Origin of the sequence: Ectorhizobium quercum, assembly GCF_026552795.1 — a bacterium.
Lineage (GTDB): Bacteria > Pseudomonadota > Alphaproteobacteria > Rhizobiales > Rhizobiaceae > Ectorhizobium > Ectorhizobium quercum.
Genome location: NZ_JANFPI010000005.1, coordinates 380,436 through 403,987 on the forward strand (window position 1 = coordinate 380,436; position 23,552 = coordinate 403,987).

General features: G+C 65.1%; 21 protein-coding genes. 8 read left to right on the plus strand and 13 right to left on the minus strand.

From position 1 onward, the window contains the following. The first annotated feature begins 79 nt into the window (after nucleotides 1–79). The gene (locus NOF55_RS16825) at nucleotides 80–1,030 is read left to right on the plus strand and encodes an aldo/keto reductase (RefSeq protein WP_306409933.1); all 951 of its coding nucleotides are present in this window, start codon (nucleotides 80–82) and stop codon (nucleotides 1,028–1,030) included. Continuing rightward, nucleotides 1,030–1,473 carry a GNAT family N-acetyltransferase gene (locus NOF55_RS16830; RefSeq protein WP_306410192.1) on the plus strand — a complete coding sequence of 148 codons (444 nt, stop codon included), beginning with the start codon at nucleotides 1,030–1,032 and terminating at the stop codon, nucleotides 1,471–1,473. Before NOF55_RS16825 ends, NOF55_RS16830 begins: the two co-directional genes overlap by 1 nt. A gap of 1 nt (nucleotide 1,474) precedes the next feature. Here the strand turns inward: NOF55_RS16830 and NOF55_RS16835 are convergent, their stop codons facing one another. After that, nucleotides 1,475–2,365, minus strand: a complete 891-nt coding sequence (locus NOF55_RS16835; RefSeq protein WP_306409932.1) for a LysR family transcriptional regulator — start codon at nucleotides 2,363–2,365, stop codon at nucleotides 1,475–1,477. A 105-nt stretch (nucleotides 2,366–2,470) separates the two neighbouring features. Between NOF55_RS16835 and NOF55_RS16840 the strand changes: the two genes are divergently transcribed. Next, nucleotides 2,471–3,472 carry an aldo/keto reductase gene (locus tag NOF55_RS16840; protein ID WP_306410191.1) on the plus strand — a complete coding sequence of 334 codons (1,002 nt, stop codon included), beginning with the start codon at nucleotides 2,471–2,473 and terminating at the stop codon, nucleotides 3,470–3,472. Between the two features lie 205 nt (nucleotides 3,473–3,677). On the opposite strand, the gene pheT is transcribed toward NOF55_RS16840, so the two are convergent. The 6 genes from pheT to NOF55_RS16870 all read right to left on the minus strand — a co-directional run bounded on the left by pheT (nucleotide 3,678) and on the right by NOF55_RS16870 (nucleotide 10,343). Further along, on the minus strand, nucleotides 3,678–6,101 hold the full coding sequence (gene pheT / locus NOF55_RS16845) for a phenylalanine--tRNA ligase subunit beta (RefSeq protein WP_306409931.1): 2,424 nt from the start codon (nucleotides 6,099–6,101) through the stop codon (nucleotides 3,678–3,680). A 13-nt stretch (nucleotides 6,102–6,114) separates the two neighbouring features. Further along, nucleotides 6,115–7,197: a phenylalanine--tRNA ligase subunit alpha gene (gene pheS, locus NOF55_RS16850; protein WP_306409930.1), complete on the minus strand. Its 1,083-nt coding sequence runs from the start codon at nucleotides 7,195–7,197 to the stop codon at nucleotides 6,115–6,117. Next, entirely contained in the window at nucleotides 7,190–8,041 is an 852-nt protein-coding gene (locus NOF55_RS16855) for a BUD32 family EKC/KEOPS complex subunit (RefSeq protein ID WP_306409929.1), read from the minus strand. The genes pheS and NOF55_RS16855 overlap by 8 nt, the downstream gene beginning before the upstream one ends. 152 nt (nucleotides 8,042–8,193) lie before the next feature. Then, nucleotides 8,194–8,598 carry a 50S ribosomal protein L20 gene (rplT, locus tag NOF55_RS16860; protein WP_306409928.1) on the minus strand — a complete coding sequence of 135 codons (405 nt, stop codon included), beginning with the start codon at nucleotides 8,596–8,598 and terminating at the stop codon, nucleotides 8,194–8,196. A 37-nt stretch (nucleotides 8,599–8,635) separates the two neighbouring features. After that, nucleotides 8,636–8,839, minus strand: a complete 204-nt coding sequence (gene rpmI, locus NOF55_RS16865) for a 50S ribosomal protein L35 (protein ID WP_134647921.1) — start codon at nucleotides 8,837–8,839, stop codon at nucleotides 8,636–8,638. A gap of 145 nt (nucleotides 8,840–8,984) precedes the next feature. Then, on the minus strand, nucleotides 8,985–10,343 hold the full coding sequence (locus NOF55_RS16870; protein ID WP_306409927.1) for an amidase: 1,359 nt from the start codon (nucleotides 10,341–10,343) through the stop codon (nucleotides 8,985–8,987). 450 nt (nucleotides 10,344–10,793) lie between these two features. Between NOF55_RS16870 and NOF55_RS16875 the strand changes: the two genes are divergently transcribed. From NOF55_RS16875 to NOF55_RS16890, 4 genes are all read left to right on the plus strand, one after another. After that, nucleotides 10,794–11,876 (plus strand): DUF475 domain-containing protein, encoded by a 1,083-nt coding sequence (locus NOF55_RS16875; RefSeq protein ID WP_306409926.1) that lies wholly within the window; start codon nucleotides 10,794–10,796, stop codon nucleotides 11,874–11,876. 322 nt (nucleotides 11,877–12,198) lie between these two features. After that, on the plus strand, nucleotides 12,199–13,452 hold the full coding sequence (locus tag NOF55_RS16880) for an NAD(P)/FAD-dependent oxidoreductase (RefSeq protein WP_306409925.1): 1,254 nt from the start codon (nucleotides 12,199–12,201) through the stop codon (nucleotides 13,450–13,452). A 393-nt stretch (nucleotides 13,453–13,845) separates the two neighbouring features. Next, a complete protein-coding gene (locus tag NOF55_RS16885; RefSeq protein ID WP_306409924.1) occupies nucleotides 13,846–15,204 on the plus strand; it encodes a glutamine synthetase family protein in 1,359 nt (452 codons plus the stop codon). A 2-nt stretch (nucleotides 15,205–15,206) separates the two neighbouring features. Beyond that, complete coding sequence (locus tag NOF55_RS16890) at nucleotides 15,207–16,511, plus strand: NAD(P)/FAD-dependent oxidoreductase (RefSeq protein WP_306409923.1); 1,305 nt, start codon at nucleotides 15,207–15,209, stop codon at nucleotides 16,509–16,511. Here NOF55_RS16890 and NOF55_RS16895 read toward each other — a convergent pair. The 6 genes from NOF55_RS16895 to NOF55_RS16920 form a co-directional block, all read right to left on the minus strand. Continuing rightward, nucleotides 16,508–17,017 carry a gluconokinase gene (locus NOF55_RS16895; protein WP_306409922.1) on the minus strand — a complete coding sequence of 170 codons (510 nt, stop codon included), beginning with the start codon at nucleotides 17,015–17,017 and terminating at the stop codon, nucleotides 16,508–16,510. The genes NOF55_RS16890 and NOF55_RS16895 overlap by 4 nt on opposite strands. Continuing rightward, nucleotides 17,014–18,066, minus strand: coding sequence for an AbrB family transcriptional regulator (locus NOF55_RS16900; RefSeq protein ID WP_370868894.1), 1,053 nt, complete (start codon nucleotides 18,064–18,066; stop codon nucleotides 17,014–17,016). The genes NOF55_RS16895 and NOF55_RS16900 overlap by 4 nt, the downstream gene beginning before the upstream one ends. Nucleotides 18,067–18,147: 81 nt before the next feature. Further along, a complete protein-coding gene (rirA, locus tag NOF55_RS16905; protein WP_306409920.1) occupies nucleotides 18,148–18,609 on the minus strand; it encodes an iron-responsive transcriptional regulator RirA in 462 nt (153 codons plus the stop codon). A 114-nt stretch (nucleotides 18,610–18,723) separates the two neighbouring features. Beyond that, nucleotides 18,724–19,785 (minus strand): M48 family metallopeptidase, encoded by a 1,062-nt coding sequence (locus NOF55_RS16910; protein ID WP_306409919.1) that lies wholly within the window; start codon nucleotides 19,783–19,785, stop codon nucleotides 18,724–18,726. Continuing rightward, nucleotides 19,775–20,836, minus strand: a complete 1,062-nt coding sequence (locus tag NOF55_RS16915) for a YjgN family protein (RefSeq protein ID WP_306409918.1) — start codon at nucleotides 20,834–20,836, stop codon at nucleotides 19,775–19,777. The genes NOF55_RS16910 and NOF55_RS16915 overlap by 11 nt, the downstream gene beginning before the upstream one ends. Nucleotides 20,837–21,000: 164 nt before the next feature. Next, nucleotides 21,001–22,497, minus strand: a complete 1,497-nt coding sequence (locus NOF55_RS16920; RefSeq protein WP_306409917.1) for a CoA-acylating methylmalonate-semialdehyde dehydrogenase — start codon at nucleotides 22,495–22,497, stop codon at nucleotides 21,001–21,003. Nucleotides 22,498–22,620: 123 nt separating this feature from the next. Here NOF55_RS16920 and NOF55_RS16925 point away from each other — a divergent pair, with 123 nt between their 5' ends. Continuing rightward, complete coding sequence (locus NOF55_RS16925; RefSeq protein ID WP_306409916.1) at nucleotides 22,621–23,502, plus strand: LysR family transcriptional regulator; 882 nt, start codon at nucleotides 22,621–22,623, stop codon at nucleotides 23,500–23,502. Nucleotides 23,503–23,552: the final 50 nt, after the last annotated feature.

Here is a 23,552-nt window from a genome sequence, read left to right on the forward strand (position 1 = left end):
TTATTGCCTAAGGCTTTCTCTTCTTCCAATATGGTGCGAACCATTTCGCGCATCGCTTCAGAAAAACATCGGAGGAAACATGGAACTGCGTCCACTCGGCCGTACAGGCCTTTCGATTGCACCCGTCGTTTTCGGCGGCAACGTCTTCGGCTGGACGGCGGACGAGAAGACCTCGTTTTCCCTTCTCGACGCCTTCTTCGACGCCGGCCTCAACACCATCGACACGGCGGATGTCTATTCCCGCTGGATTGCAGGCCATTCCGGCGGCGAGAGCGAGACGATCATCGGCAAATGGCTGAAATCGGGCCGCGTTTCCCGCGACAAGGCGATCATCGTCACCAAGGTCGGCTCCGACATGGGGCAGGGCCATGTCGACCTTTCGGCACAATGGATCGTCAAGGCGGTCGAGGATTCGCTGAAGCGCCTCCAGACCGACTATATCGATCTCTACCTCTCGCACTGGCCGGACCCGAACACGCCCTATGAGGAAACGCTTGCCGCCTTCGACAGGCTGAAGACGGCCGGCAAGATCCGCGCCATCGGCACCTCCAACCTCGACGCCGCGCAACTCCGGGCGTCGCTGGATGCGGCGAAGGCCGCCGGCCTGCCGCGCTACGACGTCATCCAGCCGGAATACAATCTCGTCAAGCGCGACGCCTTCGAAGGGCCGCTCGCCGCGCTTTGCATCGAGGAAAAGATCGGCGTCATCACCTATTTCAGCCTTGCCGCCGGCTTCCTGACCGGCAAATACAGGACGAAGGACGACGCCGTCGGAAAAGCGCGCGAAAACCGTGTCGCCGCCTATTTCGACGAGCGGGGCGCGAAGGTTCTGGCCGCCCTCGACGAGGCGGCGCGGATCACCGGCGCGACGCATGCCGCCATCGCCATCGCATGGCTGCTGCGCAAGCCGGGCGTCACCGCGCCGATCGCCAGCGCCACCAGCCTTTCGCAGCTTCAAAGCCTGATCGCGGCGGCAAATCTCACCCTGCCCGACGAGGTGGTCGCGCTTCTCGACAAGGCGGGTGAATGATGGCTGTCGTCATTCGCGACGCCACGCCCGCCGACGAGGCCCGCTGGCGGGACCTATGGGCGGCCTATACCGCGTTCTACGGTGTCGACGTGCCGGCGGAGGTCACGGATTCGGTCTGGAGCCGGGTGTTCGACCCGGCATCGCGGCTTTTCCTCAGGGTCGCCGAAGTGGACGGCGCGGTGGAGGGGTTCGCCCTTTGCCACACCCATGAGGGCACATGGGTGAAGGAGCCGCTCTGCTATCTGGAAGACCTGTTCCTCGACGAAAAGCTGCGCGGCAGGGGCATCGGCCGGGCGCTGCTCGACGATCTGGTGGCGCTGTCGAAACGGAACGGCTGGAGCCGCCTTTACTGGCACACCCACAAGAACAACGCCACGGCGCGCAAACTCTACGACCAGTATGTGGCGTGGGACGACCACATCCGCTACCGGATCAGCTTCTGATTCACTCCGCGCAGCGGAAGAAATCGACGAAAGCGCGCAGCGCCGGGCGCATCTGGCGCCGCGACGGATAATAGATGTAGAAGCCGTCGAAGGGCGGGCACCAGTCCTCCAGCACGCGGATCAGGCGGCCGGCCCGGATATCCTCCTCGACGCGCTGTTCGAAGACGAAGGCGAGCCCCGCGCCATCGAGCGCCGCCGCGAGGATCAGGCTCTGGTCGGCGAGGATCAGCGGTCCCTGCACATCGGCCACCAGCACCTTGCCGTCCTTTTCCAGTTCCCAGCGATAGAGCCGGCCGCTGGAAAAGCGGCGTCTTATGCAGCGGTGGCGGGCAAGATCCTGCGGATGTTCGGGTGGCGGATGCTCCGCGAAATAGCCGGGCGAGCCGACCACCGCACCGCGCCGGGGGCCGCTGACGTGCACCGCGATCATGTCCTGCTCAAGGCTTTCGCCAAGCCGCAGGCCCGCATCGTAGCCCTCGGCAACGATATCCTCGAAACGGTCGTCCGTGCTGATGTCGAGCGCGATATCCGGGTAAAGCCGCAGGAATTCGCCGAGCCGCGGCACGATCAGTTCCTCCGCCGCCAGCCGGGGCATGGTGACGGCGAGCCGCCCGGCGGGACGCTGGCGGCGTTCGGCCAGTTCTTCCAGCGTTGAGCCGATATCGGAGAGCGCGGGTCCGAGCGTATCGAGCAGCAGCCTGCCCTCCTCCGTCGGCGCGACGCTGCGGGTGGTGCGGGCCAGCAGCCGCACGCCGAGCCCCTCCTCCAGCGCCGAGACGGCATGACTGACGGCGGAGGGCGCGATGCCGAGTTCGGCCGCCGCCTTCCGGAAACTGCGCGTTTCCGCGACAATGGCGAAGACCGCAAGCTGGGAGAGCTGGTTCCGATGCATTGTTACAACAGATAGAACAGCCATCACTCATTTGCACGGATTATTCTTTCAGTCGCGGAGATCTATGATCTGTCCATCCTCTTCAAGAAAGGCGATCCCATGACCATGAACACCCGTCACCTCGGTTCCGATCTCACCGTTTCAGCCCTCGGCCTCGGCTGCATGGGCATGAGCCATGCCTACGGCCCCTCTTCCGACGAAAGCACCGCCATCGCCACGCTTCACCGTGCCGTCGATCTCGGCATCACGCTGTTCGACACCGCGGAGGTCTACGGCCCCTACAGGAACGAAATCCTCGTCGGCAAGGCGCTGAAGCCGGTGCGCGACAAGGTCGTCATCGCCACCAAGTTCGGCTTCCGCATCGATCCGGACAAGCCCGCCGCCGAGATGATCACCGGCACGGACGGGCGGCCCGAAAACGCGAAAGCCGTCGCCGATGCCTCGCTGAAACGGCTCGATACCGACGTCATCGACCTCTATTATCAGCACCGCGTCGATCCCGCCGTCCCCATCGAGGATACGGTGGGGGCGATGGCCGAACTGGTGCGCGAGGGCAAGGTGAAGGCGCTCGGCCTTTCGGAAGCCAGCGCCGAGACCATCCGCCGCGCGCATGCCATCCACCCCATCGCCGCCGTGCAGAGCGAATATTCACTGTGGAGCCGCGACCCGGAGGAAAACGGCGTGCTGGAAACCTGCCGGGACCTCGGCATCGGCTTCGTGCCGTACAGCCCGCTCGGGCGCGGCGCGCTGACCGGGGCGCTGAAGAGCACAGACACCCTGACCGCGGACGATTTCCGCCGCTCGCTGCCACGCTTCCAGCCGGAGAATTTCGACGCCAATCTGGCGCTGGTCGCGCTGCTGGAAGAGATGGCGCGGGAAAAGGGCGTCGCCCCTGCCCAGCTCGCGCTCGCCTGGGTGCTGGCGCAGGGCGATTTCATCGTGCCCATTCCCGGCGCGAGCAAGGTGCCGCATCTGGAACAAAACGCCGCCGCCGCCGATATCGTGCTCAGCGCGGCGGAAGTGGAGAAGCTCGGCGCACTGCTCGCCCCAGCAAAGGTGGCCGGCGGGCGGCTCAACACCCGCATGGCGGGGATGTCGAACCGGTAAATCCGTCTTCCCGGAAAGCAGAAGGGCCGGCAAGGCCCCGGCTCGTTGACACGTCCTCGACTTCTCTTCTCCGTCACCCTCGGGCTGGACCCGAGGGTCCATGCAGCGGGCGCCGCTGGATGCTCGGGTCAAGCCCGAGCATGACGGAAGAGAGGGGGCTTTCAACAGTGCAGTGAGGGGCCTTTCGGCCCCTCTTTCGTCCCGTTCAGGCGCGCAGCGTGCCGCCAGTGGCCTTGGTGACGCTGGCGACGATCTTGCCGGTCAGCGCCTCGAAATCCTCGTCCGTCAGCGTGCGGTCGGAAGGCTGGATCGTCACTTCGATGGCGATGGACTTGCGGCCTTCGCCGAGGCTTGCGCCCTCGAACACGTCGAAGACGTTGACGCCGGTAATCAGCTTGCGATCCGCGCCCTGCGCCGCGCGCAGCACCGATCCGGCCTCCACGGTCTTTTCCACCACGAAGGCGAAGTCGCGCTTCACCGCCTGGAAGGGCGAAAGCTCCAGCGGCGGCCTGGTGCGCGTCGCCTTCTTCTTCGGCTCCGGCATGGCGTCCACGAAGACCTCGAAGCCGCAGTAGGCGCCGGAAATGTCAAGCGTGGCCAGCGTCTTGGGATGGAATTCGCCGAAATGGCCGAGCACGACCTTCGGGCCCATCTTGATCGTGCCGGAGCGGCCCGGATGATACCATTCCGGCGCACCGGCCTCGATCTGGACATTGCCCATCGGCAGGCCGCAGGCTTCTAGCACGGCGAGCGCATCGGCCTTGGCGTCATAGACGTCAACCGGCTTGCCGCCGCCCTTCGAAGCGTTCGACCACATGCGGCCCGCGCCGGCCAGCGAGGCTGTGCCGCGGCGCACGCCGCCGGCAACGCGGCGCTGGCCTTCGGGCCGGTCGTTCTCATAGGTGCCGGAGACCTCGAAGATCGCCACGTCGCCGTAACCCTTGTCGGCATTGCGGCTGGCCGCCGTCAGCAGGCCGGGCAGCAGCGAGGGGCGCATGTCCGACATGTCCGCGGCGATCGGGTTCGCGAGCTTCAGTTCCGGCGTGCCGCCGCCGAAGAGCTTCGCCTGCTCCTCCGGGATGAAGGACCAGGTGACGGCTTCGAGCATGCCGCGGGCGGCGAGCGCGCGCTTGGCAGTGCGGGTGCGGACCTGAAGCGTGGTCAGGATGCGTGGATGCACCGTGCCGAGCGCCGGCAGCGGTTCCGGCGCGATCTTGTCGACGCCGTGGATGCGCATGACCTCCTCCACGAGATCGGCCTTGCCTTCCACATCCGGACGCCAGGAAGGAACCGAAACCGTCAGCCGTTCGCCGGAACCTTCAACATCGAAGCCGAGACCTTTGAGGATTTCGGCGCTTTCCTCGCCCGAAACCTCAAGCCCGGTCAGGCGTTTGACCTCGGAAACCGGGAAATCGATCCGTTTCGGCTCGTAACCCTTGTAGCCGAACACCCTCGCCTCGGAGGCCGTGCCGCCGCACAGTTCGAGAACGAGTTCGGTGGTGCGCTCCAGGCCGGGCACCATGTATTCAGGATCGACGCCGCGTTCGAAGCGGTAGCGCGCATCGGTGATGATGCCGAGCGAACGGCCGGTGCGGGCGATGTTGATCGGGTCCCACAGCGCCGATTCGATCAGCACATCCGTGGTGTTCTCGTCGCAGCCGGAATGCTCGCCGCCCATGACACCGCCGATGGATTCGACGCCGTTGTCGTCGGCGATGACGACATTGGCCGGGTTGAGCGTATATTCACGCTGGTCCAGCGCGAGGATGGTCTCGCCCTCCCTCGCCCGACGCACCACAAGATCGCCCTTGACCTTGCTGGCGTCGAAGACGTGCATCGGACGGCCCTGATCGAAGGTCATGTAATTGGTGATGTCCACCAGCGCCGAAATCGGGCGCAGACCGATCGAGCGCAGGCGCTGCTGCATCCAGGCGGGCGACGGGCCGTTCTTCAAGCCGCGCACGAGGCGAAGCGCGAAGCCGGGGCACAGACGCTCGTCGTCCAGCACGATCTTCAGGGCGGTCGGCAGGTCGCCTTCCACCGGGAAGGCGGGTGCAGGCCTCGTCCTGAGCCTGCCGAGACCGGAGGCCGCCAGATCGCGGGCAATGCCGTAGACACTGGTGCAATCCGGACGGTTCGGCGTCAGGTTGATCTCGATGACCGGATCGTCGAGACCCGCGTAAGACGCAAAGGACGTGCCGACCGGCGCATCCGCGGGCAGATCGATGATACCGTCATGGTCGTCGGAAATGTCGAGTTCCTTTTCCGAGCACATCATGCCGTGGCTTTCGACGCCGCGGATTTTTCCGACGGAAAGCGTCACGTCGATGCCCGGAACATAGGTGCCCGGACGCGCCAGAGCGCCGACGAGGCCGGCCCGCGCATTCGGCGCACCGCAGACGATCTGCACCGGCTTGCCATCGCCGGCATCCACTGTCAGCACCTTCAGCCGGTCGGCCTCCGGGTGCTTTTCGGCGGTCAGGACTTTGGCGATGACGAAAGGCTTGTAGGCCGCCTTGTCGTCGACATCCTCGACTTCCAGCCCGATGGCCGTCAGCCGTTCGCAGATCTGTTCAAGCGTGGCATCCGTTTCCAGATGCTCCTTCAGCCAGGAGAGCGTGAATTTCATCGAAATATCTCCTTCAAGCGCTCAGGCCGCCGAACAGGGTCGGCATGTCGAGCGGGCGGAAGCCGTAGTGGTTCATCCAGCGCACGTCGGCGTTGAAGAAGTCGCGCAGGTCCGGCATTCCGTATTTCAGCATGGCGATGCGGTCGAGACCCATGCCCCAAGCGAAACCCTGGAACTCGTCCGGGTCGAGGCCGCCGGAGCGCAGCACGTTCGGGTGGACCATGCCGCAACCGAGAATCTCCATCCAGTCGTTGCCTTCGCCAAACTTCACCTGGCCGCCCGAGCGGTCGCACTGGATATCGACCTCGAAGGACGGTTCCGTGAAGGGGAAGAAGGACGGGCGGAAGCGCATGGTGACGGAGGGCACCTCGAAGAAGGCCTTGCAGAACTCCTCCAGCACCCAGCGCAGGTTGCCGACATGCGCCTTGCGGTCGATCACCAGCCCCTCGACCTGATGGAACATCGGCGAATGGGTGGCGTCACTGTCCTGACGATAGGTCTTGCCCGGAATGACGATGCGGATCGGCGGCTCCTGCGCTTCCATCGTGCGCACCTGCACCGGCGAGGTATGCGTGCGCAGCACCTTGCGCTCGCCCTTTTCGTCCGGGTTGAAGAAGAAGGTGTCGTGCATCTCGCGGGCCGGATGGCCTTCCGGGAAGTTCAGCGCCGTGAAGTTATAATAGTCGGTCTCGATATCCGGGCCTTCGGCGATGGAGAAGCCGAGATCGGCGAAAATCGCGGTGATCTCGTCGACGATCTGGCTGATCGGATGGATGCGGCCGCGCTCGGCGGGCGAGGAGCGGACCGGCAGGGAAACGTCCAGCGTCTCGGCCTTCAGCCGGGCGGCGATGGCGGCGTCCTTCAGCGCGCTCTTGCGGGCGGCGATGGCATCGGCAATTTCGGTCTTCAGCGCATTGATCGCCGCGCCGCGGGTCTGGCGCTCCTCCGGCGTCATCGAGCCGAGCGTCTTCAGGAGTTCCGAAACCGACCCCTTCTTGCCGAGAGCCGCGACGCGCACGGCCTCGATGGCGGCCTCGTCCTCAGCGCCCGCGACCGCCGCCAGAAGCGCATTCTGCAAATTGGTGAGTTCAGTCATTCTTTCCTGCCTTGCCGACCGGCTCGCTTCTCAGCCCGACCGCCTTTTCGAGATATCCGGTAGCCACAATGAAACGTCGCAGATCACTACCCATACGCACGCGCCCAATCAACCGGGCAAGCGGCAAAAATCGTGCGGCGGAGCCGATCAGGGCCCGCAGTTCGCTTCCTGCCGCAGCCGGTGCCGCCTCGCTCCAGGCGGCATAGGCCCGCCGCAGCGTTCGTTCGCCCTCCCCGGCCCGCGTGGAAAGCTGGAAGAACAGCACCCAGAGATCGCGCGCCTGCGCGACCGCAAGCGGCATGACGGCCTCGGGCTGCTCCTCGAAATCGATGAAGCCGATTTCCCCGTCGACGATCGTCATGTCGCGCGGATGCGGCCGCCCGTGGCAAAGGCCCGCCCCGTGCAGCCGCCCCAGCGTGGCGGCGCAGGACACCAGCAGGTCTTCATGTTCCCGCGGCCGCTCGTCCTTCAGGGCGCGCAGCCTGTTCTCGACCGACGGGCTCGTGTCGGAAAGAACGAGCGCCGATCCGGAACGGAAGAGCACCTGCGGAACGCGGAAGCCTTTCCCGGCAAAGCACATGATCCGGCTTTCCTCCTGCCGGATCATGTCCGCCGGGCTGCGGCGCGGCGCGAGCCGAAAGGCCACCGGCAGGAAGCGGGCGAGCGGGGCATAGAGCTTCTGCCAGAGGTTCGCGCCCTCGGTTCCATAGCGCTTGATCCACACCGTTCGCCGGGACAGCTCGACCCGCTGCACGCGCCTGCCCGTGTCGGCAAGGGCGGCGACCAGCAGCGCGACGTCGGCGTCGCTCACGTCCGGAATGGACGAGAGACCCTGCATTTCCATTCGGACCTCCCCGTCAAATGGCTCTATCTCGTTGTTTTCACGCAATTCCGGACGGAAAGCCGCCAGGCACTTTTCCTGGAATTGCTCTGGAAACGAAAAAGCCCGCGCCTTTCACGGACGCGGGCTTTTCAAAATGCGTCGGAAAGCGCGGCTTAGTTGACCGCAGTTTCAAACTCGTTGGCCGAACCGGCTTCCTTGAGGTATTCGAGGCCCTTCTTGGATGCATCGACCAGCGCCTTGAACGCTTCCGGCTGATGGATGGCCAGGTCGGACAGGACCTTGCGGTCGACTTCGATGCCGGCCTTGTTCAGGCCGTCGATGAAGCGGCCGTAGGTCAGGCCGAATTCGCGGACGGCGGCATTGATGCGCTGGACCCAGAGCGCGCGGAAGGTGCGCTTCTTGACCTTGCGGTCGCGGGTCGCGTACTGGCGCGAACGGTCGACCGCAGCCTTTGCGGCGCGGATCGTATTCTTGCGGCGGCCGTAGAAGCCTTCAGCGGCCTTCAGAACCTTCTTGTGCTTGGCGCGGGAAGTGACGCCACGTTTTACGCGAGCCATGTCATGATCTCCTTATCGTTCTTTTCGGCGACTGGTCTCAGAGACCGTTCGGCAGGTAGTTCTTGATGACCTTCTTGCCATCGGCTTCGGCCAGAACCATCGTGCCGCGCGCATCGCGGATGAACTTGTTGGTACGCTTGATCATGCCATGACGCTTGCCGGCGGCGGCTGCGAGAACCTTGCCGGACGCCGTGATCTTGAACCGCTTCTTGGCGGACGATTTCGTCTTCATCTTGGGCATTTTGCTACTCCGTTTTTTCTGGGGCAAAGCCGGCGACGAAACCGGTTCTGCCAAGCATTGAGAACGGCCACGGCATGCCCTGCCGGACCGTTCGGAACGGCGGCTTATAACCGCGAAGCCGCAAAAGTGCAACGTCTGAATCGCACTATGGGGCCAGAGCCGCCTCGATCGCCGTCGCATGGGCGAAAAGGGCGCCGTCACGGCCCGCCGTCGCGGCCAGCATCAGGCCGGCGGGCGCTTCCCCGCGGCGGTGCATCGGCAGCGAAATCGAGCAGCCGTCGAACATGTTGACGATGGCCGGATTGCGCAACATCGCCAGGTTGGTGGCGGTGAACAGGTCGGCATCGGCCTCCAGCGCCGTAATCGCCGGCGCCACCAGGGGAACGGTCGGCATGGCGAGCACGTCGAAGGGAGCGACCGCCGCCTCGACGGCGGCGATGAAGGCCGCGCGCAGCTTCAGCGCATCGACGTAATCGGCGCCCGTCTGCTCCCTCGCCCGTACGAGACGCGCCAGCACGCGCGGATCGTAATCCTCCGCACGGCTTTCGATCAGCCCCTGCCCGCGATGCCAGGCATAGGCCTCCGCCGCGGTCAGGCCGCCCTTCGCGTTGATCGCCTCGACCATCGCGAATTCCTTCATCGGCACATGGGACACAAGCGCTCCGGCGCGCGACAGGGTGTCCAGCGCCCGCTCGAAGCGCGAGGCGACATGGGCGTCGAGACCGTCCAGAACCACCGTCTGCGGAACGGCGATCCGCATGCCCTTCAGCGCCGGGACCGCCGCCTCGCCGACCGGCCGGCCGGACAGGATGGCGTGAACGATACGGCAGCACTCGACGGAATTGGCCAGCGGGCCGATGGAATCGAGCGTCGTCGACAGCGGCACGACGCCCTCCCGCGGCACGGCCGAGGCGGTCGGCTTGAACCCGACGATGCCGCACAGCGCGGCGGGAATGCGGCATGAGCCGCCGGTGTCCGAACCGATGCCGGCGGCGGCCATGCCGTCCGCCACGGAAACGGCGGCGCCGGAGGAAGAGCCGCCCGGAATGCGCCGCGTCGCCCGGTCGAAGGGCGAGGCCGGCGTGCCGTAATGCGGGTTGATGCCGATGCCGGAAAAGGCGAACTCGGTCATGTTGGTGCGGCCGATGACGATGAAGCCGACAGCGCGCAGGCGTGCGACCATCGGCGCATCCTGCGCGGCGGGAGGCGCATCGGAAAGCACCACGGAACCGGCGGTCGTCACGTCGCCGGCGATATCGGCCAGATCCTTGACTGAAACCGGAATGCCGGCGAAGGGCGACGGCGCGAGCCCGGCCTCGCGCAGCAGATCGATGGCACTGGCCGCCGCCAACGCCTGCTCGGAGTGGACCTTCACGAACGCCCGCTCTCCCTCTCCTTCCGGGTCGGCGATGCGGTCGAGGCATTCACGCACCAGCTTGCGCGCGGTGGTGCGCCCTTCGGCCAGTTCCCGCGCCAGCGCTCTCAGTTTCAAAGTCTCGGGCATGATCGCATTCCTCATCGGGGCGGACGCAAGGCGCAGCGCCGCCTGTTCGCGCGGCCTATTCAATGCGGGAAGACCGGCCGATGTAAAGCCTTTCCTTGCAACCGATATACCGACTTGACAAGCCGCAAGCGCCGGTGCGGCGGAGCCGGAATGCGCCGTGGCGCCTGCCACCCTCCTACAGGTCTCTTGACGAAGCCTGCGGCCTGAGACAATTAATGGACGTTCCCGCCGCAGCGAACATCGGCGCGGCGAACGAAAACCTGGTGCCGGGCCCCTCTGGCGAGAGTTTTACGGCGCTCTCGTGATGTCGGTACCGCCTGCAAATCAAGCCGGCGGATCTCTTTTTGACATGAACACAAAGATCATGCCTCGCGTGCGTGCTCTCGACCGCATGCCGTCTTCGCTTTTCGTCATCGCCCCGTGCAACGTCGGGACCCAGGAGGCGGGACGATGAGCCAGCCCCAGACGCAAAAGTCCACATTCAGCTATTTCATCTGGGCGTTCATCTTCACCGCCGTCGGCCTGCTGCTCGGCGCGTGGCTCGGCTGGGAGATGACGGGCACGCTGGGCGGCATGGGCACCGTCTTCTTCATCTGCGTCGTGCTGGCGGTTCTCGAAATCTCGCTGTCCTTCGACAACGCGATCGTCAACGCCAACAAGCTCAAGGACATGACGCCGAAATGGCAGCACCGGTTCCTGACCTGGGGCATCATCATCGCCGTGTTCGGCATGCGCATCATCTTCCCGCTGGCCATCGTGGTCATCGCCGCGAAGATCGGGCCGTGGGAAGCGGTGAAGCTCGCCGCGATGAACCCCGACGAATACGCCCGCATCATGACGGGCGCCCACCTGCCGATCGCGGCCTTCGGCGGCACCTTCCTGATGATGGTCAGCCTCACCTACTTCTTCGACCATGAGAAGGACATCCACTGGATCCAGTGGCTGGAGAAGAACATGGCCCGCGCCGCCTCGATCAAGGGCATCGAGATCGGCATCGTGCTGTTGCTCATCGTGCTGTTCTCCAACCTGCTGGACGGCCAGGACACCGTCACCTTCATGACCTCGGCGATCTACGGCCTCATCACCTACCTCGCCGTCGAGGTCGTCGGCGGGCTGCTCGACCTGTCGCAGAAGTCGATCGTCGAAACGGGGGCCAAGGGCGGTCTCGGTGCCTTCCTCTATCTCGAAGTGCTCGATGCGTCCTTCTCCTTTGACGGCGTGATCGGCGCCTTCGCGCTGACGCAGAACCTCTTCATCATCGCCATCGGCCTCGGCATCGGCGCCATGTATGTCCGCTCGATGACCATCATGCTGGTCGAGAAGGGCACGCTTGCCGAATACCGCTATCTGGAACACGGTGCCTTCTATGCCGTGCTGATCCTTTCCGTGATCATGTATGTCCAGACGCTGGCGCACATCCCGGAAGTCATCACCGGCCTCGGCGGCGCGACCCTCATCGGCATCTCCTTCTGGGCCTCCGTGCGGCACAACCGCAGGGAAAGGGAAGCCGAAGCGGCAGCAGCCCTTCACTGATCATCTAGAGGGCGGCTTGCGCCGCCCTCGGACTGCCGACGAACGGCTCATTGCTATTCTCTTTGGGCCGGTCCTCAGGTCAGGCCCGAGAGTGACGAAAAGAGGGTTTGTCAATCCACCCAGGAAGGGCGGCGCGGGCCGTTCCCTTCCGTCCCCGCCCGGCGCGACGCTTGTTTTCGCGGCAATATATCGACTTCCCACACTTTTTTGCATCGCAGCATCCGATTTGCCCGGATAGCCGGATTTTTCGTTTGCCTGCCCCGTATCCGGGAGGCATCCTGTCGGCAGCGAAGTTCTCAAAAGCAGTTGGATAGACTTAATCATGACAGCGGATGCAATCGTCCTTGGAGCCGGCATCATCGGGGTGTCGACCGCCCTTCAGCTTGCCTTGCGCGGCAAGTCCGTCGTTCTCGTCGACCGGCGCGAACCGGGGCTCGAAACCTCCTACGGCAATGCCGGCCTGATCCAGCGCGAAGGCATCTATCCCTATGCCTTCCCGCAGGGCCTCGACGTCCTGTTCCGCTATGCCTTCAACGATCAGATCGACGCGCGCTATCACCTTTCGGCAGTTCCGGCGGTCGCGCCCTTCCTCGCGCGCTACTGGTGGAACTCCCAGCCCGAGCGCCACAAGGGGATCGCCTATGCCTACGCCCCGCTGATCGAACATTCGGTGAGCGAACACGACAGGCTGATTGCGATCACCGGCGCGGAGCACCTGATCCGCCGCGAGGGCTGGAAGGAAATCTACCGCACCGCCGGGCGCCGCGACGACGATTTCCGGGCCGCCGAGAAGCTGAAAGGCGAGTTCGGCCTGAACTACGAGACGCTGACGCCGGAAGAGCTTGCAAGGGAAGAGCCGCATCTGGCCACGGTCTTCACCGGCGCGCTGAAATGGACGGACCCGACGACGGTGCGCGATCCGCGCGCGCTGACGCTTGCCTATGTCGAACACTTCAAGAGCCTCGGCGGCCGCTTCGTCACCGGCGACGCGGCCAGCCTCGGCACCGGCCCGACCGGACGCGGCTGGCAGGTGGTGACGCAGGACGGTATCGTCGAGGCGGAACAGGCCGTTCTGGCCACCGGCCCCTGGTCCGACGACCTGACGCGCCGGCTCGGCTATTCTTTCCCGCTCGGCGTCAAGCGCGGCTATCACATGCACTACGCCACCAAAGACGGCGCGACGCTGAACGGCTGCACGATGGATGCCGAGCGCGGCTATTTCCTCGCGCCGATGAACCAGGGCATACGCCTGACCACCGGCGCGGAATTCGCCCTGCGCGACGCGCCGAAAACGCCGGTCCAGCTCGAAAAGGCCGAACGCATCGCCCGCTCCATCCTGCCGCTGACCGAGCGGCTCGACCCCGAGCCTTGGATGGGCGCGCGGCCCTGCACGCCGGACATGATACCGGTCATCGGCAAGGCGCCGCGCCATCAGGGCCTGTGGTTCGCCTTCGGCCACGCCCATCACGGACTGACGCTCGGCCCGATCACCGGACGCGTTCTTTCCGAGGCGATGTACGGCGAAACGCCGGTCATCGACATCACGCCCTATCGCGCAGAACGCTTCAACCCGTAACCCCATCGCCCGATGGTTGCTTTCCGGCAACGGATCGGGCAAGCTCGAAAATACGGCGCCGCACAAGACGGCGGATATCGGGGCCGACGGGATCTTCCGCCGGACATTCATGCAGAGGGGACCGGCTTCATGCCTCGTTTTCTGATCTACCACGCGGAAAAGGGCGATTAGCGCAACGGCGTTTCATCGACGTCATTCCGCAGCATCTTCCGATGGGAGCATGAGGCCTTCGACAGCGCGGCGCGCGGTCGGCCGAAGCCCGTCCCCGACGACATCGGATTTCCAAGGACAGATCAGCCGTAACCGGCTGCGCGGCATTCGCATCCTGGCCCGCTCTCCTGCGAACCGGCCGGACTCCGTCCCGGGAAGATCGGAAGCAACAACCGGTGCCCTATGGATATCGCCAGCCAAGCAAAAGACTTTTTCGACCAGAACCCCGACATCGAACTCCTCGAAGCCTTCGTAATCGACGTGAACGGCATGCCGCGCGGCAAGTGGATTCCCCGCGAGCGCGCCTTCGACGTGCTGACCAAGGGCATGGCCATTCCCCGCTCCGTCTATGCGCTGGACGTATGGGGCCGCGACGTGAACGCCGCCGGCCTTGCAGAAGGCACCGGCGATCCCGACGGCATCTGCTTTCCGGCCATCGAAACGCTGTCCCGCGTGACCTGGCTGAACCGGCCGACCGCGCAGGTGCTTCTGGACATGCGCAACCCGGACGGCACCGCCTTCTTCGCCAATCCGCGCCACCTGCTGCAACAGGTGCTCCAGCGCTACCGCGCCGCGGGCCTGACGCCGGTGGTGGCCACGGAACTCGAATTCTACCTCATCGATCCGGTGCGCTCCGCGCTCGACCCGGTTCGCCCGCCGAACAGCCGCGAGGGTCGCTGGCACACCGGCCAGACGCAGGTGCTTTCGATTTCCGAGCTTCAGGATTTCGAAGCGGTCTTCCACGACGTCTCCGCCGCCTGCCGGGCGCAGAACGTCGCCGCCGATACGACGCTGCGCGAAAACGGGCCCGGCCAGTACGAGATCAACCTCAACCACGTTCCCGACGCCGTGCGGGCCGCCGACTACGCGCTGCTGCTGAAACGCATCGTCAAGGGCGTCGCCCGCCGCCACGGCCTCGACGCGACCTTCATGGCCAAGCCCTACGGCATGCAGGCCGGCAGCGGCATGCACGTTCATTTCTCGATGCTCGACGCCGAGGGACGCAACATCTATGTCGGAGAAAACGGGCCGTCCGAGGCGCTGCTGCATTCGGTCGGCGGCCTGCTCGACAATATGGCGGCCAGCATGGCGATCTTCGCGCCGCATGCCAATTCCTACCGCCGCCTGCGGCCGTCCGAACATGCGCCGACCTATGCCTCCTGGGGGTTCGACAACCGCTCGGCCGCCGTGCGGGTCATCACCGCCTCGAAGCCGGCGACGCGCATCGAGCATCGCGTGGCCGGCGCCGATACCAATCCCTATCTGGTGCTGGCGATGATCCTTTCGGCGGCACTCGCCGGCATGAAGGAACGGATCCGGCCGGGCGGCGCGGTGAGCGGCGACGAGCACGGCGCCACGCACGAGCCGCTGCCGACCAACTGGGCGCAGGCGATCCACAGTTTCGCCCGCTCCAGCTTCGCCTATGCGGCGCTCGGCCCGCAGTACCGCGCGCTCTACACGGCCTGCAAGGACCAGGAGATTTCCGAGTTCTCGCTGCGCGTAACCGATGTCGAATACGACGCCTATATCCGAACGGTATGACCATGACTGCACAGATCACCTCCCCGAACAATCCCGGCCACACCGCGTCCTGGTACGCCTGGTCGGCCAACGACAAGACCATCCGCCCGACGCTCGAAGGCGACATCGAAGCCGATATCTGCGTCGTCGGCGCCGGCTTCACCGGCCTTTCCGCCGCGCTGACGCTGGTGGAAAAGGGCTATTCCGTCGTCGTGCTGGAAAGCGAGCGCATCGGCTTCGGAGCATCGGGACGCAACGGCGGCCAGATCGTCAACGGCTACAGCCGCGACATCGACACGATTTCCCGTCGCTACGGCCCGGAGAAGGCCGCCAGGCTGGCCGCCATGTCGCTGGAGGGCGGCGAAATCATCCGCGAGCGCGTCGCCCGGTACTCCATCGCCTGCGACCTGCGCCACGGCGGCTTCTTCGCGGCCTTCACGGAAAAGCAGGTCCGTGACATGGAAGTCCTCAAGGCCACCTGGGAAAAGCACGGGCATAGCGGGCTTGAAATGGTGCCGAAGGCCGAGACCGGCAAATATGTGAAGTCCGACCGCTATGCCGGCGGCATGATCGACCGGCTCGGCGGCCATATCCACCCGCTGAACTATGTGCTCGGCGAGGCTGCGGCCATCGAAAGCCAGGGCGGCCGGATCTTCGAGAATTCGCGCGCGCTGAAAATCGCCACCGGCACGGCCCCGTCCGTGACCACGGCGAAGGGATCGGTGAAGGCGAAATACGTGCTGGTGTGCGGCAACGCCTATCTGGGCGAGACATTGCCGGAGCTTTCCGGCCGGATGATGCCGGTCTCAAGCCAGATCGTGACGACGGAACCGCTCGACGCCGGCCTGATCGAGGGGCTTCTGCCGGCCGACTATTGCGTCGAGGATGCGAATTACGTGCTCGACTACTATCGCCGCACCGCCGACAACCGGCTGCTCTACGGCGGCGGCATCGGCTATGGCGGCCGCGACCCGAAGGATATCGTCGCCTATATCCGTCCCAACCTGCTGAAGACGTTCCCGCAGCTCGAAGGCGTGAAGATCGACTTCGCATGGAGCGGCAATTTCGCGCTGACGCTGACGCGCATTCCGCATATCGGCAGGCTTTCGCCCAGCGTGTATTTCTCGCATGGCGACAGCGGCCACGGCGTGACGACCACGCAGCTCCTCGGCCGCATTCTGGGCGAGGCCGTCTCCGGCCAGGCGGAGCGGTTCGACGTCTGGGCATCCCTGCCCAACCTGCCCTTCCCCGGTGGCAAGACCTTCCGCGTGCCGCTCACCGTGCTCGGCGCCTGGTGGTACGGCCTGCGCGACAGGCTCGGTGTCTAGAGTTCAGACAGTTCGTTTACGGCATAAGCCGCCACTTCCTCGGTGGAGCGGTCGATATCGACCCGGATGCAATCGGGCTCGCCGAGTGGCGGTTCGAGCGTGGCGAACTGGCTGTCGAGCAGTGCCGGCGGCATGAAGTGGCCGGTGCGCGCCGTCATGCGGGAGCCGATCAGTTCGCGGCTGCCGTCGAGCCAGACGAATGCCGCCCGCTCGCCGAACCCCGCCCGGAGGCGGTCGCGATAGATCCTGCGCAGGGACGAACAGGTGACGACGATGCCGCCGCCGGCGGCGCGGGCCTCGCGGACCGCCGCCCCGATGCTGTCCAGCCAGGGCATGCGGTCTTCGTCGCGCAAGGGCAGGCCGGCGCTCATGCGGGCGATGTTTTCCGGCGGATGCAGCGCGTCGCCCTCGACCAGCGCGTAGCCCAGTGCCCCGGCGATGAGGGCGGCGACCGACGACTTGCCGCAACCGCTGACCCCCATGACAACGACGACCTTCGGCATCATGACTTGCTTTCTCCATTTCTTTGCAGGCGGCTCATGGCCCAGGGCATGAGGAACGACAGGAAGATCAACCGCAGAACGTGGTGCGACCCGACATAGGTCGTGTCGACATGCATGATGACCGCCATCGCGGCCATCGTTTCAAGACCGCCCGGCGCGAAGGCGATCAGGGCGGCGTTGAACGGAACGCCTATGACGGAGGATACGAGCGCCGCGCAGGCCGCCGCCATGATGGTGACGACAACGGTGGTGATGGCGCCGGCGATGAAGGCGGTGCGCATGGCGGAAACGGAAACCCCGGAGAACCGCGTGCCGATCAGCGAACCGATGACCACATAGACCGGATTCATGATCCAGTAGGGCACCTGGCCGGAGATGAAGCCGCTGACATGCGGCAGGGCCGACGCCGCAAGACCGCCGAGCAGGAGTGCCGCCGGGAAATTCCAGCGCGTGAACAGCAGGCCGAGCGCGACGGACGCCAGCAGCACGACGGCGAGAACCGGCAGTTCCATCATCTGCTGCGGCCCCGTGAAGCCCGGCGCCGCCATGTCGAGCGCAGACAGGATTGGCGGCACGGCAAGGGTGAGCGCCATGACGCGGACGCTCTGGATGATGGCGATAGCGGGCACGTCGGCCTTGCTGTCGGCGCTGAGGCTGATGATGAAACTCAGATGGCCCGGCGAGGAGGCGAGCAGCGCCGTCTTGCGGTCGAGGCGGAACAGATGTTGCAGGATCCAGGCGGCCACGTAGAGCAGCACGACGACCATGACCAGCACCATGAAGAAGCTGAAGGGCCACCGCTTCGCCGCGCCGATGATATCCGGCGTGACGGATGCGCCCATGGAAATGCCGACCAGCACGAAGCAGGCATCGCGAAGCCGGTTCGGCACGGCCAGCTTCAGCCCCGCGAGCCCCGCCAGCATGACCACCAGAGCCGGGCCGATGAGATAAGGTGCGGGAGCGCCGACATACCATGCGCCGGCCGCACCGACCGCGCCGAAGAAGGCCGTCAGCAGGACGGCGCGAAACTGCGCAGAACTCACAAATGCCATCCAATGTCAAAGGCCGGCTGCGCTACGCAACCGGCCTGACGATGTATCCGCTATGACTGACCGCGGTCAAGTATTCGATGGTCAGGCGGCCGGCTGCGCCTCGTGTTCCGGCAAGCCGAGCAGCATGTTGATCTGCGGCCGGGTCTTGATCAGATCGTGGATCGTATAGCCGGACAGAACCTCGAAGAAGGCGCCGAGCGCATGGCGAAGCGCGGAGTTGAGACCGCAGCTGTCGACAAGTGGACAGTCCACGTCACCGTCGTCGTCGAAGCATTCGGCCATCGCGAAGGAATCCTCCGTCACCCGCACCACGTCGAACAGGGTGATCGCCTCGGCCGGACGACCGAGCCGCACACCACCGTTGCGTCCGCGAACAGTTTCCACCAGACCGGCCTTGTTGAGCGGCTGGAGGATCTTGAAAAGGAACAGCTCCGAAACACCGTAGGCCCTGGCGATTTCCGGAATGCGGCTGAGCTGTCCGTCATTGGCGGCGCAATACATCAGCATGCGGACCGCATAATTCGTCTGCTTCGTGAGGCGCATTTCGCACTCCTTCCATCTCGAATGCGGAATATATAGTCTCTAACCTTCTTTGGAACAATTCCAAAATATAAAAAAATGCCGCCCCGGGGCGCATCATCTTGTCGCGGGCGCCGTTCAGGGCCTTTCGGCGGTCCGTTCGGCCACATAATCCGCGATCGCCTGACGGCGTTCGGCGGTGGCCGGGTGGGTCGCAAGCAGGCTCGTCGTCCTTTCATTACCGATAATCGGTTCGATTCGCGCGAAAAAACGGTCTATCGCCAGCGGGTCGCGGCCGGCGGCCAGCATGAGATCGACGGAATGACGGTCGGCCTCGCGTTCGGCGTCGCGGGAATAGGACAGCGCCAGAAGGCCGCCGCCCTGTGCCAGTATGTCTTCCATCGCCGAGCCGATGTCGCCGGCGATCAGCATGACGAGGCCGGCAAGGCCGGCGGCGCGGTAAAGCTGGCGCAGGCTGTGCTCGTGTTCGACGTGGCCGATCTCGTGCGCCAGAACGCCGAGGATCATGTCGTCGTCCCCTCCGGCCAGTTCGATCAGTTCGTCGGTGATGACGATGGTGCCGTCCGGCAGGGCGAAGGCGTTCGGCCCGGTGATGCCGCCGTGACGGAAATTCAGGGCGAAGGCTTCCGGCCCCGCCTCGGACCGGGCGGCGATCTCGCCGAAGCCGGCGCGGATCTCCGCCTGGCGGGTCGGGTCGAGCGTGCTTTCGGAGAATATGGCGCGGTCCAGCGTCGACATCGTGCCCTGCGACATCAACTGCGGCACGACGGGCGGCGTGACGACGATGGCGACCTCCACCAGCGCCGGCAGGGCGAACCGGTAGACGCCGGCGGCCAGCACGATCACCGCCAGCACGATGACCACCAGTCTCGGCCGGAACTGTTCCAGCCAGTGGACGAAACCGCCGGGCCTTGCCCCGGCCGAGCGCAGGAAGAGATCGGCGGTATCGTTGTCGACCGTCTCGAACAGGGAGCCGTCCGCAAAGGTGAACCGGCGGGGCACCGATCCGACGCGGGCGCTGACCTCCACCGAGGCAACCCCGGCTTCCGCCAGACGCGCGCCGGCTGCATCGCGCACGACGAAGCGTCGGCCTTCGCAAACCAGCAGCGCCTCCACCGACAGGCTGGAGCGGGGCGGATGCCACGCGCCGGCGAGCCGGCCGGTGTCCTCAGAAGCCAAAATCGAACCCTTCCATGTCGAGATACTCGGCGCTTGCCGCACCTCCCGTCCTTTCGATCGAAGAGAATATCTCACCCAGCTCGCCATCGAAACGGATTCCGGAATGTTCGACGATATAACGCGCCTCGCGCACCGCCGCCCACGGACGCATCAGGCCGAGCGTCAGCACGGTGACGACGAGATTGGACACCATGATCCAGAGATAGCGGAAGCGGGACATGTCGCTTCCCAGCCGGTGGCGCCCGTCGAGCACGGTGGCCGACCAGACGACGTTGCGCACGCCGATCTGGTAAAGCAAGCCGACGATGGCGAACACGATCAGCGTGCCGAAGACGCTGGCATAGACCAGCCCGATCCAGATGGTCATCGCCGCATCGTCGTCGGAGGCCAGCAGGAACGCCGGAATGCTGACCAGAGCGATCAGTACCACTCCGAGAACCATCAGAAGCACGGGCAGTATCCAGACGCGGTAGAGCGCGCCGATCCGCGGATCGGTGGCGAAGGCGCGGTCGCCGTAGCGGAGATTGTCGAAGACATAACGGTTCAGCCAGCGGCTGGCGAAGGGCGCCAGAATGCCGAGCGAGACCAGCGCGACGAGAGAGCCGAGCACGATGGCCACGAACGCCCCGCCGACGCCGCCGACGAAATCGAAGCGGACATTGCGATAGCTGGTGACGCGGGCGTTGAACCGCAGGCTGCGCATGACCAGCCACGGCAGGATGACGATGAACAGCAGGGAGCCGGCCAGCGCCAGGATCGGGTTGACATAGCCGAGCATGTTGACCACGACGATGAAGGCGAGCGCGATGAGGCGTCCGATGAAGATCTGGAGACCGCGCGCGTGATAGTCGAAGGTCCGTCCGGCAAGCTCGGTGTTTCCGTAGAAATAACGTTTGCGGCGCACCTTGGCCCAGGCCGAATAGATGCCGACGGTCACGATGGTCAGCAGGACATTGACGATCCAGATGCCGAAATATTCCCGGGCATTGCCCCTGAAGATGCCACGTTCATATCCGGCTTCCGTCACCGGCGCCCCAGTCGTCTCCGTCATGAAAATCCTCTGCCTTGCGATTCGTTGTCTCCAAACATTCTGTCCCGCGGCGCCGAATGCAAGAAAGGAGACGGTTAATTCATGACTATTTTCATCCAGTTTGTTGACGAAATGTAAAAAAGGGGCCGTGAGGCCCCTTTTCCGGAACGGCAAGCCGCCACCTTTTACTTCATGACCGGCATGACGAATTCCGCGCCGTCCTTGATGCCGGACGGCCAGCGGGCGGTGATCGTCTTGGTGCGCGTCCAGAACTTGATCGAGTCCGTGCCGTGCTGGTTCAGGTCGCCGAAGGACGACGCCTTCCAGCCGCCGAAGGAATGGTAGGCGAGCGGAACCGGGATCGGAACGTTGACGCCGATCATGCCGATATTGATGCGGGACGCGAAATCGCGGGCGGCATCGCCGTCGCGGGTGAAGATGGCGACGCCGTTGCCGTATTCATGCTTCATCGGCAGGGAGAGCGCCTCCTCGTAATTCGCGGCGCGGACGACCGACAGGACCGGCCCGAAGATCTCGGTCTTGTAGATGTCCATGTCCGGGGTGACGTCGTCGAACAGCGTACCGCCGACGAAGAAGCCGTCTTCATAGCCCTGAAGCTTGAAGCCGCGGCCGTCGACCACAAGCTTCGCGCCCTGCGCCACGCCGGAATCGATCAGCCCCTCGATGCGGGCCTTGGCTTCCTTGGTCACGACCGGGCCGAGGTCGGCCTTGTCGTCGCTGTAGGGGCCGATGCGCAACGCCTCAACCTTGGGAACCAGCTTTTCGAGAAGGCGGTTGGCGGTTTCCTCGCCGACCGGAACGGCGACGGAAACGGCCATGCAGCGCTCGCCGGCGGAGCCGTAGCCCGCACCCATCAGGGCGTTGGCGGCCTGGTCGAGGTCGGCGTCGGGCAGGATGATCATGTGGTTCTTGGCGCCGCCGAAGCACTGGGCGCGCTTGCCGTTCATCGCCGCCGTGCCGTAGACGTAGCGGGCAATCGGCGTGGAACCGACGAAGGAGACCGCGCCGATATCCGGATCGGTGAGGATCGCGTCGACGGCGGTCTTGTCGCCGTTGATGACGTTCAGCACGCCCGCCGGCAGGCCGGCCTCGATCATCAGTTCGGCAAGGCGCAGCGGCAGGGACGGGTCGCGCTCCGAGGGCTTGAGGATGAAGGCGTTGCCGCAGGCAATCGCCGGGGCGAACATCCACATCGGGATCATGCCCGGGAAGTTGAACGGCGTGATGCCCGCACCGATGCCGACAGGCTGGCGAATGGAGTACATGTCGATGGCCGGGCCCGCGCCTTCGGTGAACTCGCCCTTCTGGAGATGCGGAATGCCGCAGACGAATTCGCAGACTTCGAGGCCGCGGATGATGTCGCCCTTGGAATCGTCGACGGTCTTGCCGTGCTCCTGCGACAGCAGGGTGGCAAGCTCGTCCATGTGCTGGTTGAGCAGGGTGACGAACCGGAAGAAGACGCGGGCGCGGCGCTGCGGGTTGGTGGCGGCCCAGGCGGGCTGCGCGGCCTTGGCGTTTTCGACCGCCGCACGGATTTCCTCGACGGTGGCAAGCGCGACCTTCGCCTGCACCTCACCGGTGGCGGGGTTAAAGACGTCGCTGAAGCGACCGCTGGTGCCGGCGACGTGCTTGCCGCCGATAAAATGACCGATTTCCCTCATGGCTCCTCACCTTCTGGTTCATTGCGTTTGTTGATGGAATAAGGATTGCACTTCAATTTACGCCAAATCAATGGCCTGTTATAAGTAACCGTTGTGCATTTTTCGACACCTGGAGCCTCTCACATGAACTGGGACGACGTTCGCCTGTTCCTCGCCGTGGCGCGCAGCGGCCAGTTTCTCGCCGCCGCCCGCCGGCTCGGCGTCAACCACGCCACGCTGGCGCGACGCGTCTCGGCGCTGGAAAATGCGCTTGGCACCCAGCTTTTCGTGCGCCGCCCGCAGGGCTGCGAAATGACCGAGCAGGGCGAGCGGTTCCTGGCCGCCGCCGAACGCATGGAAACGGAAATGCTCGCCGCGCAGGCAAGCCTCGGGCGAACGGATGCGGCGATTTCCGGCACGGTGCGCATCGGGGCACCGGACGGCTTCGGCGTCTCCTTTCTTGCGCCGCGCCTCGGGCGGCTTGCGGAACGGCATCCGGAATTGAAGCTAGAACTGGTGCCGGTGCCGCGGTCCTTCTCGCTGTCGCGGCGCGAGGCGGATATCGCCATCACCATCGACCGCCCCGAGCAGGGCCGGCTCGTTTCCTCGAAACTCACCGAATATTCGCTCGGCCTCTATGCCGCCAGGCGCTATCTCGACGGGCGGGCGGCGCCGGGCACGATCGACGACCTGCGCGCCCACCGCCGCGTCGGCTATGTCGAGGACCTGCTCTATTCCGCCTCGCTGGACTTTACCGGCGAAATCATGCGCAACTGGAACGCGGCGCTGGAAATTTCCTCCGCCACCGGGCAGTTCGAGGCGGTGCGCTCCGGCGCCGGCATCGGCATCCTGCACAATTACATCGCCCGGCATGCACCCGACCTGAGACGGCTTCTGCCCGACGTGGCGATCCGGCGCGCCTACTGGATCACGTTTCACGAAAGCGCGCGCGAGCTTGCCCGCGTGCGCGCCGTCTCCACCTTCATTCAGGAACTGGTGAGCGCCGAACGGAAAATCTTCCAGTAGCCGGCGCAACGCGGGAACCGCGAAGACGACAAAAAGCCGGAACGGCGGCG